Origin of the sequence: Mangrovicoccus ximenensis, assembly GCF_003056725.1 — a bacterium.
In the GTDB taxonomy this organism is placed as follows: Bacteria; Pseudomonadota; Alphaproteobacteria; order Rhodobacterales; family Rhodobacteraceae; genus Mangrovicoccus; species Mangrovicoccus ximenensis.
Map to the genome: position 1 here is coordinate 200,827 of NZ_QBKZ01000002.1, position 17,988 is coordinate 218,814.

Annotated in this window: 12 protein-coding genes and 5 pseudogenes; 8 read left to right on the forward strand and 9 right to left on the reverse strand. The window is 69.6% G+C overall.

Annotation, left to right across the window (positions count from 1 at the left end):
* Positions 1-44: 44 nt before the first annotated feature.
* Positions 45-4,565: a 5'/3'-nucleotidase SurE gene (locus tag C7T91_RS07385; RefSeq protein WP_108258693.1), complete on the forward strand. Its 4,521-nt coding sequence runs from the start codon at positions 45-47 to the stop codon at positions 4,563-4,565.
* Here the strand turns inward: C7T91_RS07385 and C7T91_RS07390 are convergent.
* Positions 4,454-5,311 carry a protein-disulfide reductase DsbD domain-containing protein gene (locus C7T91_RS07390; protein ID WP_108258694.1) on the reverse strand — a complete coding sequence of 286 codons (858 nt, stop codon included), beginning with the start codon at positions 5,309-5,311 and terminating at the stop codon, positions 4,454-4,456. The genes C7T91_RS07385 and C7T91_RS07390 overlap by 112 nt on opposite strands.
* A gap of 115 nt (positions 5,312-5,426) precedes the next feature.
* Between C7T91_RS07390 and C7T91_RS07395 the strand changes: the two genes are divergently transcribed.
* The 4 genes and pseudogenes from C7T91_RS07395 (at position 5,427) to C7T91_RS33360 (ending at position 7,920) form a co-directional block, all read left to right on the forward strand.
* A complete protein-coding gene (locus tag C7T91_RS07395; protein ID WP_108258695.1) occupies positions 5,427-5,999 on the forward strand; it encodes a YqgE/AlgH family protein in 573 nt (190 codons plus the stop codon).
* A gap of 117 nt (positions 6,000-6,116) precedes the next feature.
* Positions 6,117-7,142: pseudogene (locus C7T91_RS07400) on the forward strand (aldehyde dehydrogenase family protein); the annotation flags it as partial.
* A gap of 86 nt (positions 7,143-7,228) precedes the next feature.
* A pseudogene (locus tag C7T91_RS35005) lies at positions 7,229-7,360 on the forward strand (hypothetical protein); the annotation flags it as partial.
* Positions 7,315-7,920 carry a uracil-DNA glycosylase family protein gene (locus C7T91_RS33360; RefSeq protein ID WP_407943265.1) on the forward strand — a complete coding sequence of 202 codons (606 nt, stop codon included), beginning with the start codon at positions 7,315-7,317 and terminating at the stop codon, positions 7,918-7,920. The pseudogene C7T91_RS35005 and the gene C7T91_RS33360, both read left to right, overlap by 46 nt.
* Before the next feature lie 89 nt (positions 7,921-8,009).
* Here the strand turns inward: C7T91_RS33360 and C7T91_RS07415 are convergent, their stop codons facing one another.
* From C7T91_RS07415 to C7T91_RS33365, 3 genes are all read right to left on the reverse strand, one after another.
* Positions 8,010-8,942 carry a hypothetical protein gene (locus tag C7T91_RS07415; RefSeq protein ID WP_145962804.1) on the reverse strand — a complete coding sequence of 311 codons (933 nt, stop codon included), beginning with the start codon at positions 8,940-8,942 and terminating at the stop codon, positions 8,010-8,012.
* A 205-nt stretch (positions 8,943-9,147) separates the two neighbouring features.
* Positions 9,148-10,164 carry an SMP-30/gluconolactonase/LRE family protein gene (locus C7T91_RS07420; protein WP_108258700.1) on the reverse strand — a complete coding sequence of 339 codons (1,017 nt, stop codon included), beginning with the start codon at positions 10,162-10,164 and terminating at the stop codon, positions 9,148-9,150.
* A gap of 140 nt (positions 10,165-10,304) precedes the next feature.
* On the reverse strand, positions 10,305-10,592 hold the full coding sequence (locus C7T91_RS33365) for a c-type cytochrome (RefSeq protein ID WP_236638107.1): 288 nt from the start codon (positions 10,590-10,592) through the stop codon (positions 10,305-10,307).
* 36 nt (positions 10,593-10,628) lie between these two features.
* On the opposite strand from C7T91_RS33365, the gene C7T91_RS33370 reads away from it, so the two are divergent.
* Entirely contained in the window at positions 10,629-11,795 is a 1,167-nt protein-coding gene (locus C7T91_RS33370; protein ID WP_108258701.1) for a tannase/feruloyl esterase family alpha/beta hydrolase, read from the forward strand.
* 184 nt (positions 11,796-11,979) lie between these two features.
* On the opposite strand, the pseudogene C7T91_RS38375 reads toward C7T91_RS33370, so the two are convergent.
* Positions 11,980-13,110 (reverse strand): annotated as a pseudogene (locus C7T91_RS38375) (acyltransferase family protein).
* A gap of 309 nt (positions 13,111-13,419) precedes the next feature.
* Between C7T91_RS38375 and C7T91_RS07445 the strand changes: the two are divergent.
* Positions 13,420-13,839 carry a DUF2076 domain-containing protein gene (locus C7T91_RS07445; protein WP_108258704.1) on the forward strand — a complete coding sequence of 140 codons (420 nt, stop codon included), beginning with the start codon at positions 13,420-13,422 and terminating at the stop codon, positions 13,837-13,839.
* A 23-nt stretch (positions 13,840-13,862) separates the two neighbouring features.
* Positions 13,863-15,113 (forward strand): DUF4011 domain-containing protein, encoded by a 1,251-nt coding sequence (locus C7T91_RS07450; RefSeq protein WP_236638108.1) that lies wholly within the window; start codon positions 13,863-13,865, stop codon positions 15,111-15,113.
* A 25-nt stretch (positions 15,114-15,138) separates the two neighbouring features.
* Here C7T91_RS07450 and C7T91_RS39190 read toward each other — a convergent pair.
* The 4 genes and pseudogenes from C7T91_RS39190 to C7T91_RS35015 all read right to left on the reverse strand — a co-directional run.
* Positions 15,139-15,666 (reverse strand): annotated as a pseudogene (locus C7T91_RS39190) (DNA translocase FtsK 4TM domain-containing protein); the annotation flags it as partial.
* Positions 15,667-15,677: 11 nt separating this feature from the next.
* Complete coding sequence (gene pxpA, locus C7T91_RS07460; RefSeq protein WP_108258706.1) at positions 15,678-16,811, reverse strand: 5-oxoprolinase subunit PxpA; 1,134 nt, start codon at positions 16,809-16,811, stop codon at positions 15,678-15,680.
* A gap of 15 nt (positions 16,812-16,826) precedes the next feature.
* Positions 16,827-17,327, reverse strand: coding sequence for a 5-oxoprolinase subunit C family protein (locus tag C7T91_RS35010; protein ID WP_236638080.1), 501 nt, complete (start codon positions 17,325-17,327; stop codon positions 16,827-16,829).
* A gap of 23 nt (positions 17,328-17,350) precedes the next feature.
* Positions 17,351-17,587, reverse strand: a pseudogene (locus tag C7T91_RS35015) (PHP domain-containing protein); the annotation flags it as partial.
* Positions 17,588-17,988: the final 401 nt, after the last annotated feature.

The following is a 17,988-nucleotide window of genomic DNA, read 5'->3' on the forward strand; positions in this document are numbered from 1 at the left end:
GGGCGCGGAGCCATTTCCGATTCCGAACGCCCCCGGGGGATTCCATGTCTGTCGAACCTGTCGAAACCTTGTCCTTCGGGACCGGTGCCGCCTTCACGCTGCAGCTTTTCCACGTCTCCGACCAAGAGGCCAATGCCAATTCGGTCGACGTGATCCCGAACTTCTCCGCCGTGCTGAATGCGCTGCGAGCCGAGGATATCGACGGCGACGGCATCGGCGGCCATGGCGAGACGCTGTTCCTCAGCTCCGGCGATGCCTGGATCCCCGGCCTGTTCTATGACGCGTCCGAAGAGCTTTATGGCCAGGGCGGTGCGGCCGACCTGATGATCCAGAACCTGCTGGGCGTCCAGGCCATCGCCTTCGGCAACCACGAATTCGACAAGGGCAACGGCGCGATCGCCAATATCCTGCAGGGGCTCGCCGAGGACGGCAGCGCGGCTTTCGATGCGTCGGCCTTCCCGTACCTCTCGGGCAATATCGATTTCTCCGCCGATCCATCGCTGGGCGGGCTGGTCACCGCCGACGGCCAGGCGGCGGAGGACATAGCCGGGCGGATCGCGGGGAGCACGGTGGTCAGCACGGAGAACGGCACCCGGATCGGCGTCGTCGCCGCGACCACGCCGACCATCCCGGTGATCTCCAGCCCCTCGGCCGAGACTGCCGTGTCTCCGGCGCAGTTCAGCGGCAATCCGACGGCGGCCGACCTCGATGCGCTGGCGGCGGTGATCCAGGAAGATGTCGACGCGCTGCTTGCGGCGAACCCGGATCTCGACAAGGTCATCCTGATGGCCCACATGCAGGACATCCGCATCGAGGAGGCGCTGGCGACGCGGCTCTCGGATGTCGACATCATCATTTCGGGCGGCTCGAACACCCGGCTCTTCGACGGCAATGACGCGGGCTACGAGGGCGACGCGGCGCAGGGCGGCTATCCCTATTTCACCACCGATGCCGACGGGCTGCCGGTGGCGGTCGTCAATACCGACTACCAGTACAAGTATGTCGGTCGGCTGGTCATCGATTTCGACGATAACGGCGTGATCATCCCGGAAAGCTACGACGCGGAGGTCTCGGGTGCCTGGGCCACCGACGCGGCGGGCGTGGCCGCGCTCGGTGCGGAAGGCATGGCCGATCCGGAGATCGTTGCCATTGCCGAGGCGGTGCGCGACGTGATCGTGGCGGGCGAGAGCGAATGGTACGGCGCGGCCAGCGTCTTCCTGAACGGCAACCGCACCGGTGGCGGCACCGACGGGGTGCGCACCCAGGAGACCAACCTGGGCAACCTGACGGCAGATGCCAATCTGGCCTATGCCAAGGGATATGACGCGAGCGTGCTGGTCTCGATCAAGAACGGCGGCGGCATCCGCGACTCGATCGGCCAGACGGTGGTCCTGGGCGGCTCGAACGGCGAGGCCGCCCGGCTGCCGAACGAGGCGGTGCCCGGCGCCAAGCCCGAGGGCGGCATCAGCTCGAACGACATCGGCAACGTGCTGGCCTTCAACAACGGACTGTCGCTGGTCAGCCTGACCACGGCCGAACTGGCCGCCGTGCTGGAACACGCGGTGTCGAACGAGCCGTTCAGCCAGGAGGCGGGCGCGGGCAGCTTCGGCCAGTTCGGCGGGCTGCGCTTCAGCTTCGATCCCGATGCGGCGCCGGGCAGCCGCGTGCAGAACGCGGTGATCGTCGACGATGCCGGTGCGGTGCTGCACGAGATCGTCCGCGATGGCGGCATCGTCGACAATGGCGGCATGAGCTTCCGCGCGGTGACGCTCGACTATCTTGCGGGCGGCGGCGACGGCTATCCGATGGGCGCGCTGTCGAACCCGGACCTGGTGAACCTCTACGATCTCGAGGCCTCCGCGGCGCATGATGTGGTGGACGGCTTCGCCGCGGGCTACGAGCAGGACGCGCTGGCCGAGTACCTGCTGGCGGAATACGGCACCGGCGAGGACCGCAAGACCTTCGACCAGGCCGATACCGTGGTCGAAGAGGACACCCGCATCCAGAACCTGGATTACCGCGCGACCGACACGTCCTTCCACGATACCTCGGCGAAGGACAGCCTGACGATCCTGCTGACCAATGACGACGGCTATTCCGCCGAAGGCCTGGCTGCGATGCACGAGGCGCTGGCGGAGGCCGGGCACACCGTCTACGTGGTCGCGCCGAAGGGCCAGAATTCGGGCGGCGGCTCGACGCTGGGCGGCACCGATGCGCTGCTTTCCGGGATCGAGGTCATGGAATATGCCGACGGCCAGTGGTGGGTGGACGGCACGCCGACCGCTGCCGTGATGGCGGCGCTCGACGGAATTCTCGCAGGCGAGCAGGTCGACCTGGTGATTTCGGGCACCAACGAGGGCGAGAATATCGGCGCCTTCTCCAACATTTCGGGCACGGTCGGCGCGGCGGTCGAGGCGATCTCGCGCGGGATCCCGGCCATCGCGGTCTCGGCCGGCAGCGGCGTCGACGGGAGCTTCGACGGCGCCTATGCGCGCGCGGGCAGCTATGTCGCCGAGCTGATCGGCCAGCTGAAGGCTGCGCAGACCGGCGAAACGCTGCTGCCGCAGGGCACCGGCCTGACGGTCAACGTGCCCTCGGCCGATCCGGAAGGCGTGGCCTACACGGAGATCACCGGCGAGGCGCCCTACATGCTGGGCGTGGCGGAACACGCGGAGGGCAACCCCGCGACCTACGGGTTGGCGGCGACCCCCGGCACGGTCACTGGCGCGGAGGACTCCGAGGTCAGCCGGTTCCTCGACAACGTGCTGACCGTCTCGGCGATGGACGGCAACTGGAGTGCCGATGCCGGGACCCGCGAGGCGCTGGCCGCGCGGATCGACTTCGCGACCACCGGCGCGGCGGCAGCGCCGCTGAAGATCGTGCTGACCAATGACGACGGCGTCGGCTCCGACGGCACGGCGGCGCTCTACGATGCGCTGGTCGCCGCCGGGCACGAGGTGGCCATCGTCGCGCCGATGGCGCCGCAGGAAGGCGCGGGCACCGGGCTGACCCTCTCGGGCTTCATGGTGACCGAGTATTCGCAGGGCTGGTTCGCGGATGCGGCGCCGTCGACGGTGGTCGGCACGGCTCTCGGCGCGCTGATGACCGGCGAGTATGCGCCCGACCTGGTGGTCGCGGGGATCAATGACGGGCTGCTCGCGGGGTCTGACCTGCGCTATTCGGGCACGGCCGGGGCGATCCAGGCCGCGGTCATGGGCTTCGGCACCGGGGTGATCTCGGTCGCGGCCGAACGCGCCGGGGATCATGCTTTCGCCGCCGAGGCGGTGCTGGAGCTGATCGCCGACCTGCAGGCGACCGCGGGCGAGGGCGCGCTGCTCGAGGGCGGGCTGTCGGTCAATATCCCGGCCGGAGCCTCCTTCGCGTCGGACGTGGTGTTCTCGGTCAACGACCAGGCCTCGGCGACGCGGCTGGCGGTCGGCGAGATTGCCGATGGCAGCTACGGCTTCGTCCGCGAGGCGGGGCTGTCCTCGTCGGATGCGCTCTCCGAAGGCGCGGCGCTGGCGCGCGGGGCGATCGCCATCACCGCACTCGACGCCAATTACGGCGCCGATGACGCGACGGCGGCAGCGATCGGAGATCTGCTGGGCATGGCGCTCGGCGAGTTGGCCGCGCTGCCCGCAGGCGAGGAACCGCTGGTGGCCGAGGCCGCCGACGGCACGAAGCTCTTGCTCGATGCGGGCACGGGTGCTGTCCGGGACGAGCTCGGCCATGCCAATGCGACGGTCATCGGCCTGGGCGATTTCGACGGTGACGGCCGGACCGACCTGCTGCTGCGCCATGACGATTTCGGCTGGATGAAGACGCTGGCGGCTGCGGGCGAGGGGGCGATCATCGGCAATGCCGCGAACGCCTTCGTGCTGGCGCTGGACGCGGATGGCGACGGCGCGGACGAGCTGCTGATGCAGCGCGGGACCGGCAACTACTTCCTGGCAGAAGCCGACGGCAGCCAGATCGGGGGTCTCCTGCGCGCGGGCCACGACATGTTCGGGGCGGCCGACATGAACGGCGACGGGGTCGAGGACATCCTGACCGAACGCCCGGACGGTACGTTGGCCTGGCTCGACCTGGAAACCGGCGAGGGCCACGGCTTCGGCCGCGGCGCGGGGACCACTGCCCTGGCGGTCGCGGATGCCGATGGCGACGGGCTCGCCGAGCTGATCGTGGAAACCGGGATCGGCCGGACCGTGGCGCTTGATGCCGAAGGCGCGAAAGTTGCCGATTACGGGATGCCGGGCAAGCTGCTGGCGGCGGGCGACCTGGTCTTCGGCGGTGCCGACGAGCTGGTCTTCGAGACGGCGACCGGCGTGGCGGTGCAGGACGGCGCAACCGGCGCGCTGCTGGCCGAGATCGAGGGCGCGCTTGCCGGGATCCACCGCGGCGGGGAGGGCCATGCCGATGCGCTGATCTTCGGGACCGGTGAGGGCCATGCCCGCTACGACATGCAGTCCGGCGCGATGGCGCCGCTCGAGGCTGGCGGTTTCGACTTGATCCTGCAGGACCCGGCGGGCTTCGGCGGCCTCGCCTGGCAGGACCAGATCGCCTGACCGTCCTGCCCGCGCCGCACGAGGCGCGGGCAACCGCAAGTCAAACCGCCCGCTGCAGCCTGTTGCAGCGGGCGGCGTGCGTTTCGGGCTGGCCTATTCCTGGATGGCAGGCGTGTCGGGGAGGGTCCGTGCCTGCGTCCCAGCTGAGGCGGCTTTTTGAGGTGGTCCCCGTTTCCCGGACAGTTTTGCGGGGTGACGCGCAGCCCGTCCTTGATCGGCGCGACCTGGCAGCTTGCCGAGGCGATGCGGCCGCGGTCGGGCTGGGCGGCCATGGCGCTGCGGATCGCGGCCGGAGCCGACTGGTTGCTGCCGAAATAGGCCTGGTTCACCGCGACGCAGATGTCGCGGCAGAGCCCCAGCTCGGCCATCCCGGCGACGCTGACCGGCTTCGCGGGATCGGCCGGGAACAGCTCCACCGGCAGGACGACCTCGCCGGAATAGCCCAGCGTGCGCTGTCCGAAGGTCTCGAAGACCTGCGGGCGCGGCCAGTGCAGGCGCACCGCCTTGAGGTTCTCCGAGGCGCTCCAGTCGAAGCGCGGCGGGATGCCGACATCGCCGGGGCTGCGCCAGTAGGTTTTCCAGCCGTCGGCAACCTGGATGCGCAGGCCCGCCATCACCGTGCCCTGCGGCGTGACCCAGCCATCGACCACGTCGACATGGACGAGGTCGTTGTGGTCGGCCGCGGCGGGCAGGGCGGCGAGCGAGGCGCTGAGCGCAAGGCAGAGTCGGGCGATGAGGGCTTTCATGGGAAGGTTGATTACCAGAAACCCGCCCCGGCAAAAGTCACATTCAGGTCAGGCTTGTGTCACCTGTGGCGCCGCCGCACTTGATGAAACGCCCAAGCGCTGCCACTTTGGGGGCATGGATGACTCCGAAGACTTCGATCTCAGCGGCAAGGTGCTGATTGCCATGCCCGGCATGGGCGATCCCCGTTTCGAAAAGACGGTGATCTTCCTCTGTGCCCATTCGTCCGACGGCGCGATGGGCCTCATCTTCAACAAGCCCGCGCAGGACGTGAGCTTCTCCGAGTTGCTCGAGCGGCTGGAGATCACGCCGGTGGCGGGGGCGTCCTCGCCCGCGATCTTCGTCGGCGGCCCGGTGGAACATGCCCGCGGCTTCGTGCTGCATTCGGCGGATTACGCGTCCGAGAACACCACGCTGCAGGTGGATGACCATTTCGGCATGACCGCGACGGTGGACGTGCTTGAGGACATCGCCCGCGGTTTCGGCCCGAATTCGGCGCTGCTGGCGCTCGGCTATTCCGGCTGGGGGCCGGGGCAGCTCGAGGACGAGATCGCCGAGAACGGCTGGCTGGTGTGCGATGCGGACGACGCGCTGGTCTTCGGCACCGAGCCCGAGGGCAAGTGGCAGGCCGCGCTGGCGCGGCTGGGCGTCGACCCGTTCACCCTTTCGGCGGATGCAGGCCACGCGTGACGCCCGTTGACATGACCTTGACGGCCGCGCGGGTGCTGACCCCCGCCGGACCGGAAGAGACGCCGCTCGCCATCGCGGGCGGCGCCGTCCGCGCCGGGCGGACATGAGGTCGCCCGGGAGCCTGCCGGGGTGGCCGCGCTGGTCACGCCCTGGAACTGGCCCCTGAACCAGGTGGCGCTGAAGGTCGGCGGCGCGCTGGCCGCGGGCTGCGCGATGATCCTGAAGCCCTCCGAGCTGTCGGCCGGGGCGGGGCTGATCTTTGCCGAGTGCATGGCGGCGGCGGGCGCGCCCGAGGGCCTGTTCACGGTGCTTGTCGGCGATGGCGAGACCGGGCGCCTGCTGGCCTCGCATCCGGACATCGACATTGCCAGCTTCACCGGCTCGACCTCGGTCGGGCGGCGGATCGCGGCGTCGGCGGGGGCGAACCTGGTGCCGGTTCTGCTGGAGCTGGGCGGGAAATCCGCCAACCTGCTCTTCGCCGATTGCGACCTGACCCTCGCGGTCAAGCAGGGCGTGGCGCATTGCTTCCGCAACACGGGGCAGTCCTGCAACGCGGCCTCGCGGATGCTGGTGGCGCGCGAGGTCTATGACGAGGCGGTCGCCCTGGCGGCGGCGGAGGCGGCGGAGTGGCGCATGGGCGCGCCTTCGGCGGAGGGCGGCCATCTCGGTCCGCTGGTCTCGCAGGCGCAGCACGAGCGGGTCCAGACCCATATCGAGGCGGCGCTGGAAGACGGCGCGCGGCTGGTTGCGGGCGGGCCGGGCCGGCCCGAGGGCTTCGAGCGCGGCTGGTATCCGCGCCCGACGGTCTTTGCCGACGTGACGCCCGGGATGCGGCTGTTTCGCGAGGAGGTCTTCGGCCCGGTCCTGTCGATCACCCCCTTCGACAGCGAGGACGAGGCCGTCCGGCTGGCCAACGAGGGCGATTACGGGTTGGCGGGCTATGTCCAGACCGCCGATCCCGCGCGCCAGCGCCGCGTGGCCGCCCGGCTGAAGGTCGGCATGGTCCAGATCAATGGCCGCAGCCGGGCCGAGGGCGCGCCCTTCGGCGGCGTGCGGCAGTCGGGCCATGGCCGCGAAGCCGGGATCTGGGGCATCCGCGCCTTCCAGGTGATCAAGTCGGTGAGCGGCCTCGATCCGCTCTGAGCGGACGATCACGGAAAAAGTGAACGGCCTTCCAGCTGCTGGAACCCGGATTTGGCACGCGAACGGCTCGGAGCGAGGTGCTAAGCATGGGGCCGCCATGCTGCCACCGCGCCGGAAGGAGTAGTTCCATGTCGCTGCACGATCCCGTCAGTTTCCGCCTGTCCGGCCTCAATTGCGGGGCCTGCGCCGGCCGCGCCGAGAAGGCGCTGTCCGCGGTGCCCGGCGTCGAGGCGGCGCAGGTCAACCTCGCGACGCATACCGCGCAGGTGCGGGGCGGCAGCCCTGGTTCCGCCCCGGCACCCGCATCCTGGTGGCCGGCCAGGCGCCGGGGCTGCGCGTCCACGAGGCCGGGCGGCCGTTCCTCGACCGCTCCGGCGACCGGCTGCGCGACTGGATGGGGATCGAGGCGGACACCTTCTACGACCGATCGCTGGTCAGCGTGCTGCCGACGGCGTTCTGTTTCCCGGGCTATTCCGCCAAGGGATCGGATCTTCCGCCGCCGCCGCTCTGCTGGGAGACTTGGCATGGCCGCGTTCTGGAGGAGATCGGCGACGTGCCGCTGCGGCTGATCATCGGCAGCTACGCGATTCGGCGCCATCTCGGCTTGAAAGGTCCCGTGACGGAGATCGTGCGGGGCTGGCACGCCCATGCGCCGGGCACCTTCGTGCTGCCGCACCCGTCCTGGCGCAACAACGCCTGGCTGAAACGCCACCCGTGGTTCGAGGACGACCTGCTGCCCGCCCTGCAGGCAGCGGTCAGGGATGCGCTTCGCGGCTAGTTTGCCGCACCCCTCGTCCCGCAAAAGGCAAGAGCTGGACGGAGCCTCCGGAGCAAGTCGAGCGCGGCGGAACACCGGCGCACCGTCGTTCAGGGTTCCTGCAAGCCGGTGACCCACGCCTCTGGAACGACCGGTCCTGGCTGGAGCCCGGCACCCGGAACCATCGCGGCGAACGGCTCGCGCCAGAGACAATCGCCGCCAAGGTTTGCCGCGTCTGCGCCATGTACGGATGGTTCGCAGAGAAGGGCTGGTTCCGCGGCGATCTTGGCCCCCGCGCGCTCCGCAAGCGCGTGTATCGCCGCGGCGGAACGCCAGACCGGTATCATTCCGGCACCGGCCGCAACCAGGGAGCATTGCTCGGCCCCACCGGATCCGCTTTGGCAGAGGTGCGGAAAAGGAACCCGGCCGGACTCCCGCGCACCCTGACAGCGTCCGATCTGCGCAAGCTGGAGGACACCCTTGCCAGAAGCATCGCCGCGGCGGATGAAGGCAGCGCACGCCGCGACAAGCATGTGCGCGATCAGCTCATCTTTTCCGTCGGACGTATCGCCGGACTCCGGGTCGAGGAGATGGAAGGTCTGCCGGTGGCAAAGATCATGGCGCTCCGCCTGCGGGGCGCCGGGCCGGCAGAGACACGCAAGCTTGCGGTGACAGGCAAGTTCGGCAGGACTCGGGAGGTCGACTTTCCGGTAGCGCTGCTCCGGCAGCTGCAGGCTTACGCTCTCGGTCTGCGGCCGAAGGCTGTCGAGGATAGCGGACGTGACCCCGCTGGGCTCTTTGTCGCCCATCTCGGCAAGGCGCGCGGCCGGGCGCTGGCCATCCGCGGATTGCAGCGCGCGATGGAGGACCTCTTCATCCGGGCCGGACTCTTCGACCTCGTCCCCTGCAAGACCGCAGCAGGGGTCCAGCGGCTGGACGGGAGCGGCAGGCCGCTCCTGCGTCCGCGCGCGCGGCACAGCATCCACGACCTGCGCCATACCTGTGCCGTCGAGACCTACTATGCTTGTCTGCGCCTGCTCCATGACCGCCTCCAGGCGCTGGCCAAGGTCCGGGCCCAGCTGGGGCACAAGGACATCGCGACGACCGACTGCCGCACCCGTCCTGGCGCAACAACGCATGGCTCAAGGCCAATCTCTGGTTCGGCGCCGAGCTGCTTCCGGCGCTGCGCGCGACGCGCTGCAGGCAGACGGGTAACCGGGAGGGAGGACCGCCCCCTCCCGGCGTGGGTCAGCTGTGCGAATAGAGCTGCAGCGCCTCTCCATAGACCCGGGCGCGGAAGATGTTCGCGCCCTCGCCGCGGCCCGCATCGCTGGTCACGATGAAGAGCTCGTTGGTCCCCGGACGCAGCGCCAGGCTGGTCGAGATCAGGTTGTGCCCCTCGTCGCGGCCTGGGATCAGAACCTGGCCGATCGGGATGCCCGCCCGGTTGAAGACCAGCACCCGGCCCTGGCCGAACAGCGCGACATAGAGGTTGCCGTCGGCGTCGATGCGCATCGAATCCGGCGCCGGGCCGTTGAAATGGTAGCCGATCGTGGTCCCGAAGGGCGCGACCGTGGTCGCATCGGCCAGCTGCACCCGGTGCAGCAGGTTGCGGCTGAATTCCGTCGACCACAGCTCGGTGCCGTCGGGGCTGAGCGCGATGCCGTTGGCCAGCGCCATGTTCGGCAGGATGGCGACCGGATCGCCGCCCTCGGGGCCGACATGGTAGATGCCGCCGACGGGTTCGGTCGAGGTGCCCTGGAAATCGGTGAAATAGAACCCGCCCTCGGCATCGAAGACCAGGTCGTCGGGCAGCAGGCCGGCATCCGGCGAGACGATATCGGTCAGCCCCGAGCCGTCGGGATTGATCGCGAAGATCGAGCCGCCATCGGTGAAGTTGCCGGGGCTGGCGACGAAGATGCGGCCGTCGCGGTGGATTGCCGTGCCGCCGGTGCTGCGCGGGTTCGGCGCGATCAGCGTGGTCATCTGCCTGTCCATGGTGGCGCGCACCACCCCGCCGTCGAGCGGCAGCGTGAAGATCAGGTCGCCCTGGCGGTCGAAGGCCGGACCTTCGAGGAAGACGCCCTTGTCGGACACTTTCAGCCAGTGCTCGGCCACGACCGTGTCGAGCCCGGCCTCTGCCGAGGGGATCGGAACGGCGCTTGCGGGGGCGGCCCCGAGGCTCGGGATCGCATCGCCGCCATCGGCGAAGGCAGGGACGCGGGCCAGACTGCCCGCGACGGAAGCGGCGGCAATGCGCGTCATCAGGGCGCGCCGGGTAAGGGAAGACATTGAAGTTGCTCCGCTGAAGGTTTGTGGCGGGCACCGGCGCGGCCCTCGGGCCGGACCGGCGTCCCGGGCGGGGGCGGCGGCTGTGCCGTCCCCGTCCATCGGCATCCGTCCGTTCAGCGCATCTGAAGGACGATCGGGCTGCTGCTGGCCGGATCGGTATGGGCGCGCATCGCGCCGACTGCTTCGGCCGTGACCGCGCCGCCGGAATTGCCCCAGGCGCCGCGCAGGTAGCTCAGCACCTGGGCGATCTCGGCATCCGACAGCTGGGCGCGGAAGGGCGGCATCCGGTAGGCATCGGGCACGCCGTCGGTCACCACCCGCCACGACCCGTTCAGCGTGACGTTGATCTGCGAGTCGGGCGCATCGACCAGCGAGGATGCCGCCGCGGCGAGCGGCGGGATCCAGGGCGCCTGCCCCTCGCCCTCGGCCCCGTGGCAATGGGCGCCGGGATTGACGGCGTGATCCCGGTGGTGGCCGAGCTCGGCCTGGCGCGCGCGTCGTCGAACGGCGGCAACCGGGCGTCCGCGGAAGCCGAGGCTGCCCCGGGCGTCTGGCTCCAGGATACCGCCGAAGCGCGCGCATCGCTGCGGGACTATGCCTACGAGGCCAGCGCCGCGACCCTGGCCTTCAGCCTCGATGTCATCGAGGCGGCCTATGGCCGGCCACCGGCATACAGCTATTTCAACGGCTGCTCGAACGGCGGCCGCAACGCGTATATCGCGGCCGAGCGGCTCGGCGCGAAATTCGACGGGATTGCAGCGGGCTGCGAAGGCATGTCGCTGGGCGGACAGGTCGCGCGCTGGCTTGCCGTTTCGAACACGGCGGGCACGGAGGCCGGGCTGAGCGCGGAGCAGTACCACGCCGCCTATCTCGCGGCGGTCGAGGCCTGCGATCCGCTGGATGGCAGCCAAGACGGCGTGGTCTCCGATCCGGCGGCCTGCCATTTCCGGCCCGCCAGCCTGGGGTGCGGGGTCTCGGACGCCGCAACCTGCCTGACCCCGCCCCAGGTCGCCACGCTCGACATGCTCTATTCCGACATGACCGGCAGCGACGGAGAGGTGATCTACTCGGCCTATCCGCCCGCCGATTTCGGCAAATGGATCGATCTCCAGGCCGCGCTCGGGGGCGGCTATGCCTGGATCGCGACGGATGCGCCGGACTGGGCCCTCTCGGCCGAACGCCGCCGCGCCTTCGAGCCCGGCCGCGACCACTACCGCATCGAGACGGGGCTGCTGCGCGCCGGGTTCGGCCATGACCGGATCGCGGTCGCGGATTGGGTCGCGGCCGGCGGCAAGCTGATCTCCTGGCACGCCGTCGGCGACGGTCTCGTCTCGGCCAATGACCATGTGCGCAACTTCAGGAACATGCTGGCCACGGCTGCCGATCTCCGCGCGGCGCGGGGCAATCCGGCGCCCGTTTCCGACAGTGCCGCCTTCTTTGCCATTCCCGGCGGCGACCACGGTCCGATGTTCGGTCCGAGCGAGCCGGAGCTCGTCTCCGCGCTGATCCGCTGGGTCGAGACCGGCGCCGCGCCGGATGGCCTCGAGGCCATCGTGGCAGGCGTGCCGCGCATCGTCCGCCCCTACGGTCCGGCGATGCCCTGATGCCGGCTCCCGCGGGCGGCCGGAAACACCGCTGAGACGGAGTGCGCAGCCTGAAAATAGACATCGGTGACAACCCCATTGAAAACCACCGCATGTCCACAGGATAAGTGTGTCCGGGGAAAGGGGAACGCTGGCCCTTAGCTGATTTGCGCAACAGCGCCGCGGAGGTCTGCAGCCATCCCGCTCAAATGCCCGCCCGTCTGCGCAAGGCGTTGGTCAAGGGGCGCTCCACCAGAACATGGGCGGATGCGCCGGCAGCCACGCCGCCGAGGATCAGAAGGGCAAAGCTGGTCCATGGCGGGGCTGCGGCATTGATGCCGAGCGCGAGGACAACTTTGGCGCCGACCGCCAGGGCAACGCCGTGGACCAGATAGATCGCATAGGACGCGTCGCCGAGGAAGCTGAGGAGCCGGGGCGCGGCGAGCATGCCGTGCAGTTCCAGTGCCGCCAGCCCGGCAACGACGCTTGCGAGACCGGCGCCGAAGATCAGGGTCCGGATGCCGTGATCCATGTCTGCTGCGCCGGTGACATCGGCCAGGCCGATGGCCAGGAACAGGGCCAGTCCGCACAGCGCGAGTGCGGCGCCTGCCGGGGCGCTCAGGCTGCGATAGGTGGCTGCGGCGAGCATGCCCATCGGGAAGAGGAGGTTGTAAGGCGAAAACAGGTCGTCCAGCGGATAGCTGGCCGTTGCGCCCATGCTGACGCAGAGCGCTGCCAGGATCCACAGGCAGAATGCGGCAACCCCCAGCCGGTGGGAGACGATCAGCAGGGCGAAGACGGCTTAGAACAGGAATTCGTGCGACATCGTCCAGGCCTGATGCACGATCAGCGGCCTGTCTCCCGCCATGGGGACGAGAAATATCGAATGAAGGAGCTGGAGCGGGCCGGGGCCGCCGGACGACTGGGCGAAGACAAGGAGAATGGTCCCGAGGAGCACCGCCCAGTAGAAGGGCAGGACCCGCAGCAGGCGCTTCTTGACGAAGCGCAGCGCCCTTGCCGGCCGGCCGATATCGCCGCGATGCACCATGAGCATGATGAAGCCGCTGAGGACGAAGAAATATTCCACGCCCGCATAGCCGAGGTCGAAGATCGGGCTGATCGATGCGCCGGGATGCAGGCGTTCCGGCAGGTAGAAGACATGGGCATGGAAGGCCACGACCGCGATGGCGGCCAGGGCCCGTCCTGCCTGCAATGTCGTGAGAGCGCGCTCCGGGCGGGCCTTGTCGTGCGTGCCGCCATGCGCCTGCTGAGCTGCGGGTGCCTGTTCCATGGTAAATGCCTCGTTGAGAAAAACTCCGGAGAGGGTGTCGATCATCCGGGATTCCGGCAACGCAGAAAATTAATTTGGCAAGAAATCGGCGGATAGTTTCTCGTTGGCGGGCCCGCTCGCTGTCGGAGGGCGCTGCGCCGCGCGGCGGGGGCTGCCGGTCGGGTCCTGACCGGCGCCCGCAGGATGGCGGCTGCGCTGCAGGACCGCACCTGCAGGAAGGCATGACGTAGAGTTATCTTGCCGGAGGGCCTCTCCCGCGAGCGGGGGGCAGACCATATCTGCCAGTGCACCGGGCCGGGCAAGCGCCTGTCCGGGCGGCAGACTGCCGAAGCCAGACAACAGAGGAAACAGTAAATGGACACTTCCGACCGCCAGGCGATCAGCGGACTCTTCGACAAGCTTGCAGAGGTCGAGCGCCAGGCGCCGTCCCGCGATGCCGATGCAGACCGCTTTATCGGCGATGCCATCGCCCGGCAGCCGGGCGCGCCCTATTACATGGCGCAGACCGTGGTCGTGCAGGAGCACGCCCTGAACAATGCCCAGGCGCGGATCGAGCAGCTCGAGGGCGAGCTCGCGGCGGCGCAGCAGCGCGGCCAGGGCGGCGGCTTCCTGTCGGGCCTGTTCGGCGGCGGTGCTCCGGCCGCGTGCCCCGTCCGCTGGATCTGGGGCGGCTGCCGGGCGAACTGGCCGAGGCTGCGCCGGAAACCGCCGCCGACCGCATCTCGCGCTGGCAGAGGAAGCTCCTCGACCTGTCGCTGCGCAACCGGCTGCTGAATTTCCGCGACACCCGCCAGACCCTGCCCTTCCTCTGCCCCGACGTGCCCGCGCTCGAGGACCGGCTGGCCGCCGGGCAGAAATTCCGCGCGCTGGCGCTGAAGGACGAGAACCCGGTCGGCCCGCGCGACCTGCCGCCGGGAGAGGAGGCGGCGCTGCTTGCAGAGGTCGCCGCAGACGCTTTCGCCAAAGGCCAGATCGCGGTGCCGCTGACCGGGGCCGAGACCCAGGCGCGGCTGCTGGAACTCTACCGCCGCGCGCGCAGCGACCTGGCCGAAGGCGGCACCAACACGCTGTTCCTCTCGGCGGGCTTCCTGCGCTGGAAGCGCAGCGAGGACGACGCCAAGAGCTACCGCGCGCCGCTCCTGCTGATCCCGGTGAAGATCTCGCGCCGCTCGGCCCAGTCGGATTTCGTGATCGAGCATCACGAGGACGACATCCGCTTCAACGCGACCCTGCTGGAATTCCTCAAGCGCGATTTCGACCTCGCCATCCCCGAGCTGGAAGGCGAGCTGCCCCGCGACGGCAGCGGCCATGACCTGCCGATGATCTTCGAGATCCTGCGCCGCCGGGTCCGCGACGTTGCCGGGTTCGAAGTGGTGGAGGAGCTGGCGCTGTCCACCTTCTCCTTCGCCAAGTTCCTGATGTGGAAGGACCTTGTCGACCGCACCGACAGCCTGCGCGAAAGCGCGCTGGTCCGCCATCTGGTCGACGGGCCGGAGACCGCCTTCCTGGCCCCCGATGCGCCCGGCCTGCCCGAGCCGCGCGAGGTCGACCGCCGCCTGCCGCCCGAGACGCTCTTCGCGCCGCTGCCGGCGGATTCCTCGCAGCTGGCCGCCGTGCTGGCCGCGCAGGAGGGCCATGACTTCGTGCTGATCGGCCCGCCCGGCACCGGCAAGAGCCAGACCATCGCCAACATCATCTCGCAATGCCTCGGACTGGGGAAGACGGTGCTCTTCGTCGCCGAGAAGGCGGCTGCGCTCGACGTGGTGCAGCGGCGGCTCGCCGCCAGCGGGCTGGGCGACGCTGTGCTGGAGCTGCATTCGGCCAAAGCCGACCGCAAGACCGTGCTGGGCCAGCTCGGCCGCAGCTGGGACCGCGCCGCCGCCGCCTCGGAAACCCGCTGGGTGCAGGTGACGGGCGACCTCGGCGTTCGGAGAGGCCCGCGGCCGCCCCCTGCCCTGCCTCGCCCGCGCGGCGCAGCAGCTTGTCATAGGCCAGCACCGTGCCGATCCCGAGGAACCGGCCGAGCCCCGCAAGCTCCGCGCGGGTGAAGCCGGTGCAGAACAGCCCGAAGGCCAGCACGCCGAGCCCCAGCAGCACAGCCGAGATCTTCAGCGACAGGCCGAGGGCGAAGGGCAGGATGCCGATCACGATGCCGAGCGCGGCGTCGCCGAGCATGCCGCCCAGACCGAAATGGTGCGTCCAGTCGGGTCCGGGCACGTAGCTCGAGGCATAGACCGCCGCCAGCGCCACCCAGATCGGCAGGAACACGCCGCGGCTCAGCAGCCGGTCGCCGCCGCGGTGGAACAGGAACCGCCCGCCCCAGACCGCCAGCGCCGCCACCAGCGCCCAGGCACCGCGCCCGAAGATGAAGCTGAGCGCCGAGGCGACATAGGCGCCGGGATAGCCCAAGATGTTCTGCGGATCGCCGGTCGCGCTGCCGAGGAAGGACGGGTCGTAGGGCGAGTAGCTGGCGAGCATGAGCGCCAGCGCCACGCTGCTGGCCAGCAGCGCCAGGCCGATCAGCTCGCTCGTGCGCCTCTCCAGCGCCGCCTGGGTCTCGGCATCCAGGAGGGGATCACGTCCGCGGGTCGAATAGGCCATGGCTCAGGTCCTCAACTGTCATAAAGGCAATGGCGGATCAGCGTCAGTCCGGATTCGGTCTGCTCCATCGGCGCAACCAGCGCCACGCGGATGAAGCCCGCGCCGGGATTGCCCGCGCCGCTGTCGCGGCCGAGATAAGCCCCCGGAAGGACGCGCACGCCAGTTTCCTGCCAGAGCTTCAGGCAGGCGGCCTCGCCATCCCCGACCGGCAGCCAGAGGAAGAACCCGGCCTGCGGCGGCTCGTAGCCCGGCACCTCGCCGAAGATGCTGTCGGCCAGCTCGAACTTGGTGCCGTAGAGGCGGCGGTTCTCGGCGACATGCGCCTCGTCCGCCCAGACCGCCGCGGCTGCCGCCTGCAGCGGCATCGGCAGCGGCGCCCCGCCATAGGCGCGCAGGATCGCCACGCCCTCGGCTTCCAGCGCCGTGCGCAGCGTCCGGGCGATGTCGACCGCGCGCTTCGTGTCGCCATGGACGCAGAGCGTGTCGGCAGAGACCGGCAGGAAGCTGCCGTCGGTGCAGGGAATGCGGCCGCCGACGACCATTTCCAGCACCTGCCGCGCCGAGACCTGCGGATCGTGGATCACCGCGCCGGGCTGGCTGCGGGGCGTCAGCCGGCCCTCGGGCGTGTAGCTGCGATCGGCGAAGATCTCGCAGGCCTGCGGCAGCCCGGCCCGGTCGGCTGCCACGGCAAGCTCGGAATAGGGCATGGTGACGAAAGTCAGCGACGGATCGACCGCCTTGATTGCCCGTGCGCAGAGCGCCGCCAGCCCGGCATCTTCGGAGGCCATGTTGCTCAGCGCTCCGTGGAATTTCACATGGGTCATCGGATGGCCCTCGACCGCGCACATGCCCTGCATGGCGACGATCTGGTAGATCAGCTGCGCCTCCAGATCCTCGGGCCGCTCGCCCGAGATGCGCCGCCGCCCGAAGCCGTAGAGATCGGCGAAGCCCGGATGGGCGCCGACCCGCACGCCGCGCGCCCTGGCCTCGCGGATCGTGCGGCGCATCACCGAGGGATCGCCGGCATGGAATCCGCAGGCGATATTGGCGGTGCTGACGAGCGCCAGCATCGCCTCGTCCTCGCCCATCGTCCAGGCGGCGAAACTTTCGCCCATGTCGCAGTTCAGATCGAGGGTCGTCGCCATGTCGGTCTCTCCGGGTCAGTCGGTTCGGTCGAGCTCGTCCCCAGCGGTGACGCCGCTGACGAGGGTATGGGACAGCAGGTCCGGGATCTCGGCCGGATCGCGCACCAGGTTGCGGCAGCGCGCCGCCGCCTCGCGGATCTGGCCGGCCTCGCTGCGGCAGAGCCGGTCGGCCTCGGCCAGCGCGATCCGCTCGAAGCGCAGCTTCGTGCCGGGCGCGGCCTGCGCGATGACGGGCAGATCCGCGGGAATTACCGTGCCGATCCGCGGATAGCCGCCCATCGTCTGGCATTCGGCCATCAGCACATAGGGCAGCCCCTCGCCGGTCATCTGCAGGTCGCCCGGCTGGATCACGTCGGAGGCGAGGCCCGCGGCATGCTCCGAGGTGAAATGCCGCTCGGCTTCCAGTGCCACGCCCTGCCGGTTGCCGCGCTGTCCGCGGACGAACGCGGTGGCGTAGAACGCGTCGATCGCCTCCGCCTTGAAGAGCCCGGTCTGCGGGCCGTCGATCACCCGCACGCGGCCGCCGCCGAAGCGCTGCTCGGCCGGCAGGGTGCGCCGACGGGACCGTCCCGGGCGACGGCCGCCGCGCGGGCGCGCAGGTTGCGGGCAATCTCGCGGGCGCGCTGATGGGCGCGGACGATGCCTGCCACGGAGTTTTCGTCGGCAATGGCGATTGCCTGCAGCCCGGCCGCGGCGGCCTGCTCCATGTATTCCTCGGGATGGCTTGCGCCCAGGAGGAAGGTGAAGTTCGAGGTGATGCAGAGTTCGACCGCCATGGGAATCTTTGTATTCCCTTTTTGTTCTCTTCGGGAGTCCGCATGGCGGCCTTGATGATGCCACCGCCCCCCGACGGCATCGCTGTGCCAAGGTGGGAGCGCAACACTCCAAATCGGGAGGCGGTCACGCCGGAGATTGCCACGGCCGGTCTGGATTTGGACAAATATGTGTTCCAAAGGCATGGTGCCAGAGTTCTTCGCCACGCTGCCGCCCTGACTGATTGCGGTGGAGGCCTGCGGCGGCGCGCATTTCCGGGGCCGGGAGCTGGCAGGTTCGGCCATGAGATCAGGTTCCTTCCGCCGGCCTGCATTGAGATCCCATGAGGAGGGGGCCAGCGCGCTTCGGTCTGGAGGGGCATTGTTGCGGAAGTCGGCATTGGCACGTGTGCTCCTTTCCCAAG

Excerpts from the sequence above, each read along its gene's own strand:
- C7T91_RS07385 (WP_108258693.1), top strand. The coding sequence starts at position 45 with ATGTCTGTCGAACCTGTCGAAACCTTGTCCTTCGGGACCGGTGCCGCC.
- C7T91_RS07390 (WP_108258694.1), bottom strand. The coding sequence starts at position 5,311 with ATGAAAGCCCTCATCGCCCGACTCTGCCTTGCGCTCAGCGCCTCGCTC.
- C7T91_RS07395 (WP_108258695.1), top strand. The coding sequence starts at position 5,427 with ATGGATGACTCCGAAGACTTCGATCTCAGCGGCAAGGTGCTGATTGCC.
- C7T91_RS07415 (WP_145962804.1), bottom strand. The coding sequence starts at position 8,942 with ATGGAGCAGGCGCAGACAAGCATAGTAGGTCTCGACGGCACAGGTATG.
- C7T91_RS07420 (WP_108258700.1), bottom strand. The coding sequence starts at position 10,164 with ATGACGCGCATTGCCGCCGCTTCCGTCGCGGGCAGTCTGGCCCGCGTC.
- C7T91_RS33370 (WP_108258701.1), top strand. The coding sequence starts at position 10,629 with ATGGGCGCCGGGATTGACGGCGTGATCCCGGTGGTGGCCGAGCTCGGC.
- C7T91_RS07445 (WP_108258704.1), top strand. The coding sequence starts at position 13,420 with ATGGACACTTCCGACCGCCAGGCGATCAGCGGACTCTTCGACAAGCTT.
- pxpA (WP_108258706.1), bottom strand. The coding sequence starts at position 16,811 with ATGGCGACGACCCTCGATCTGAACTGCGACATGGGCGAAAGTTTCGCC.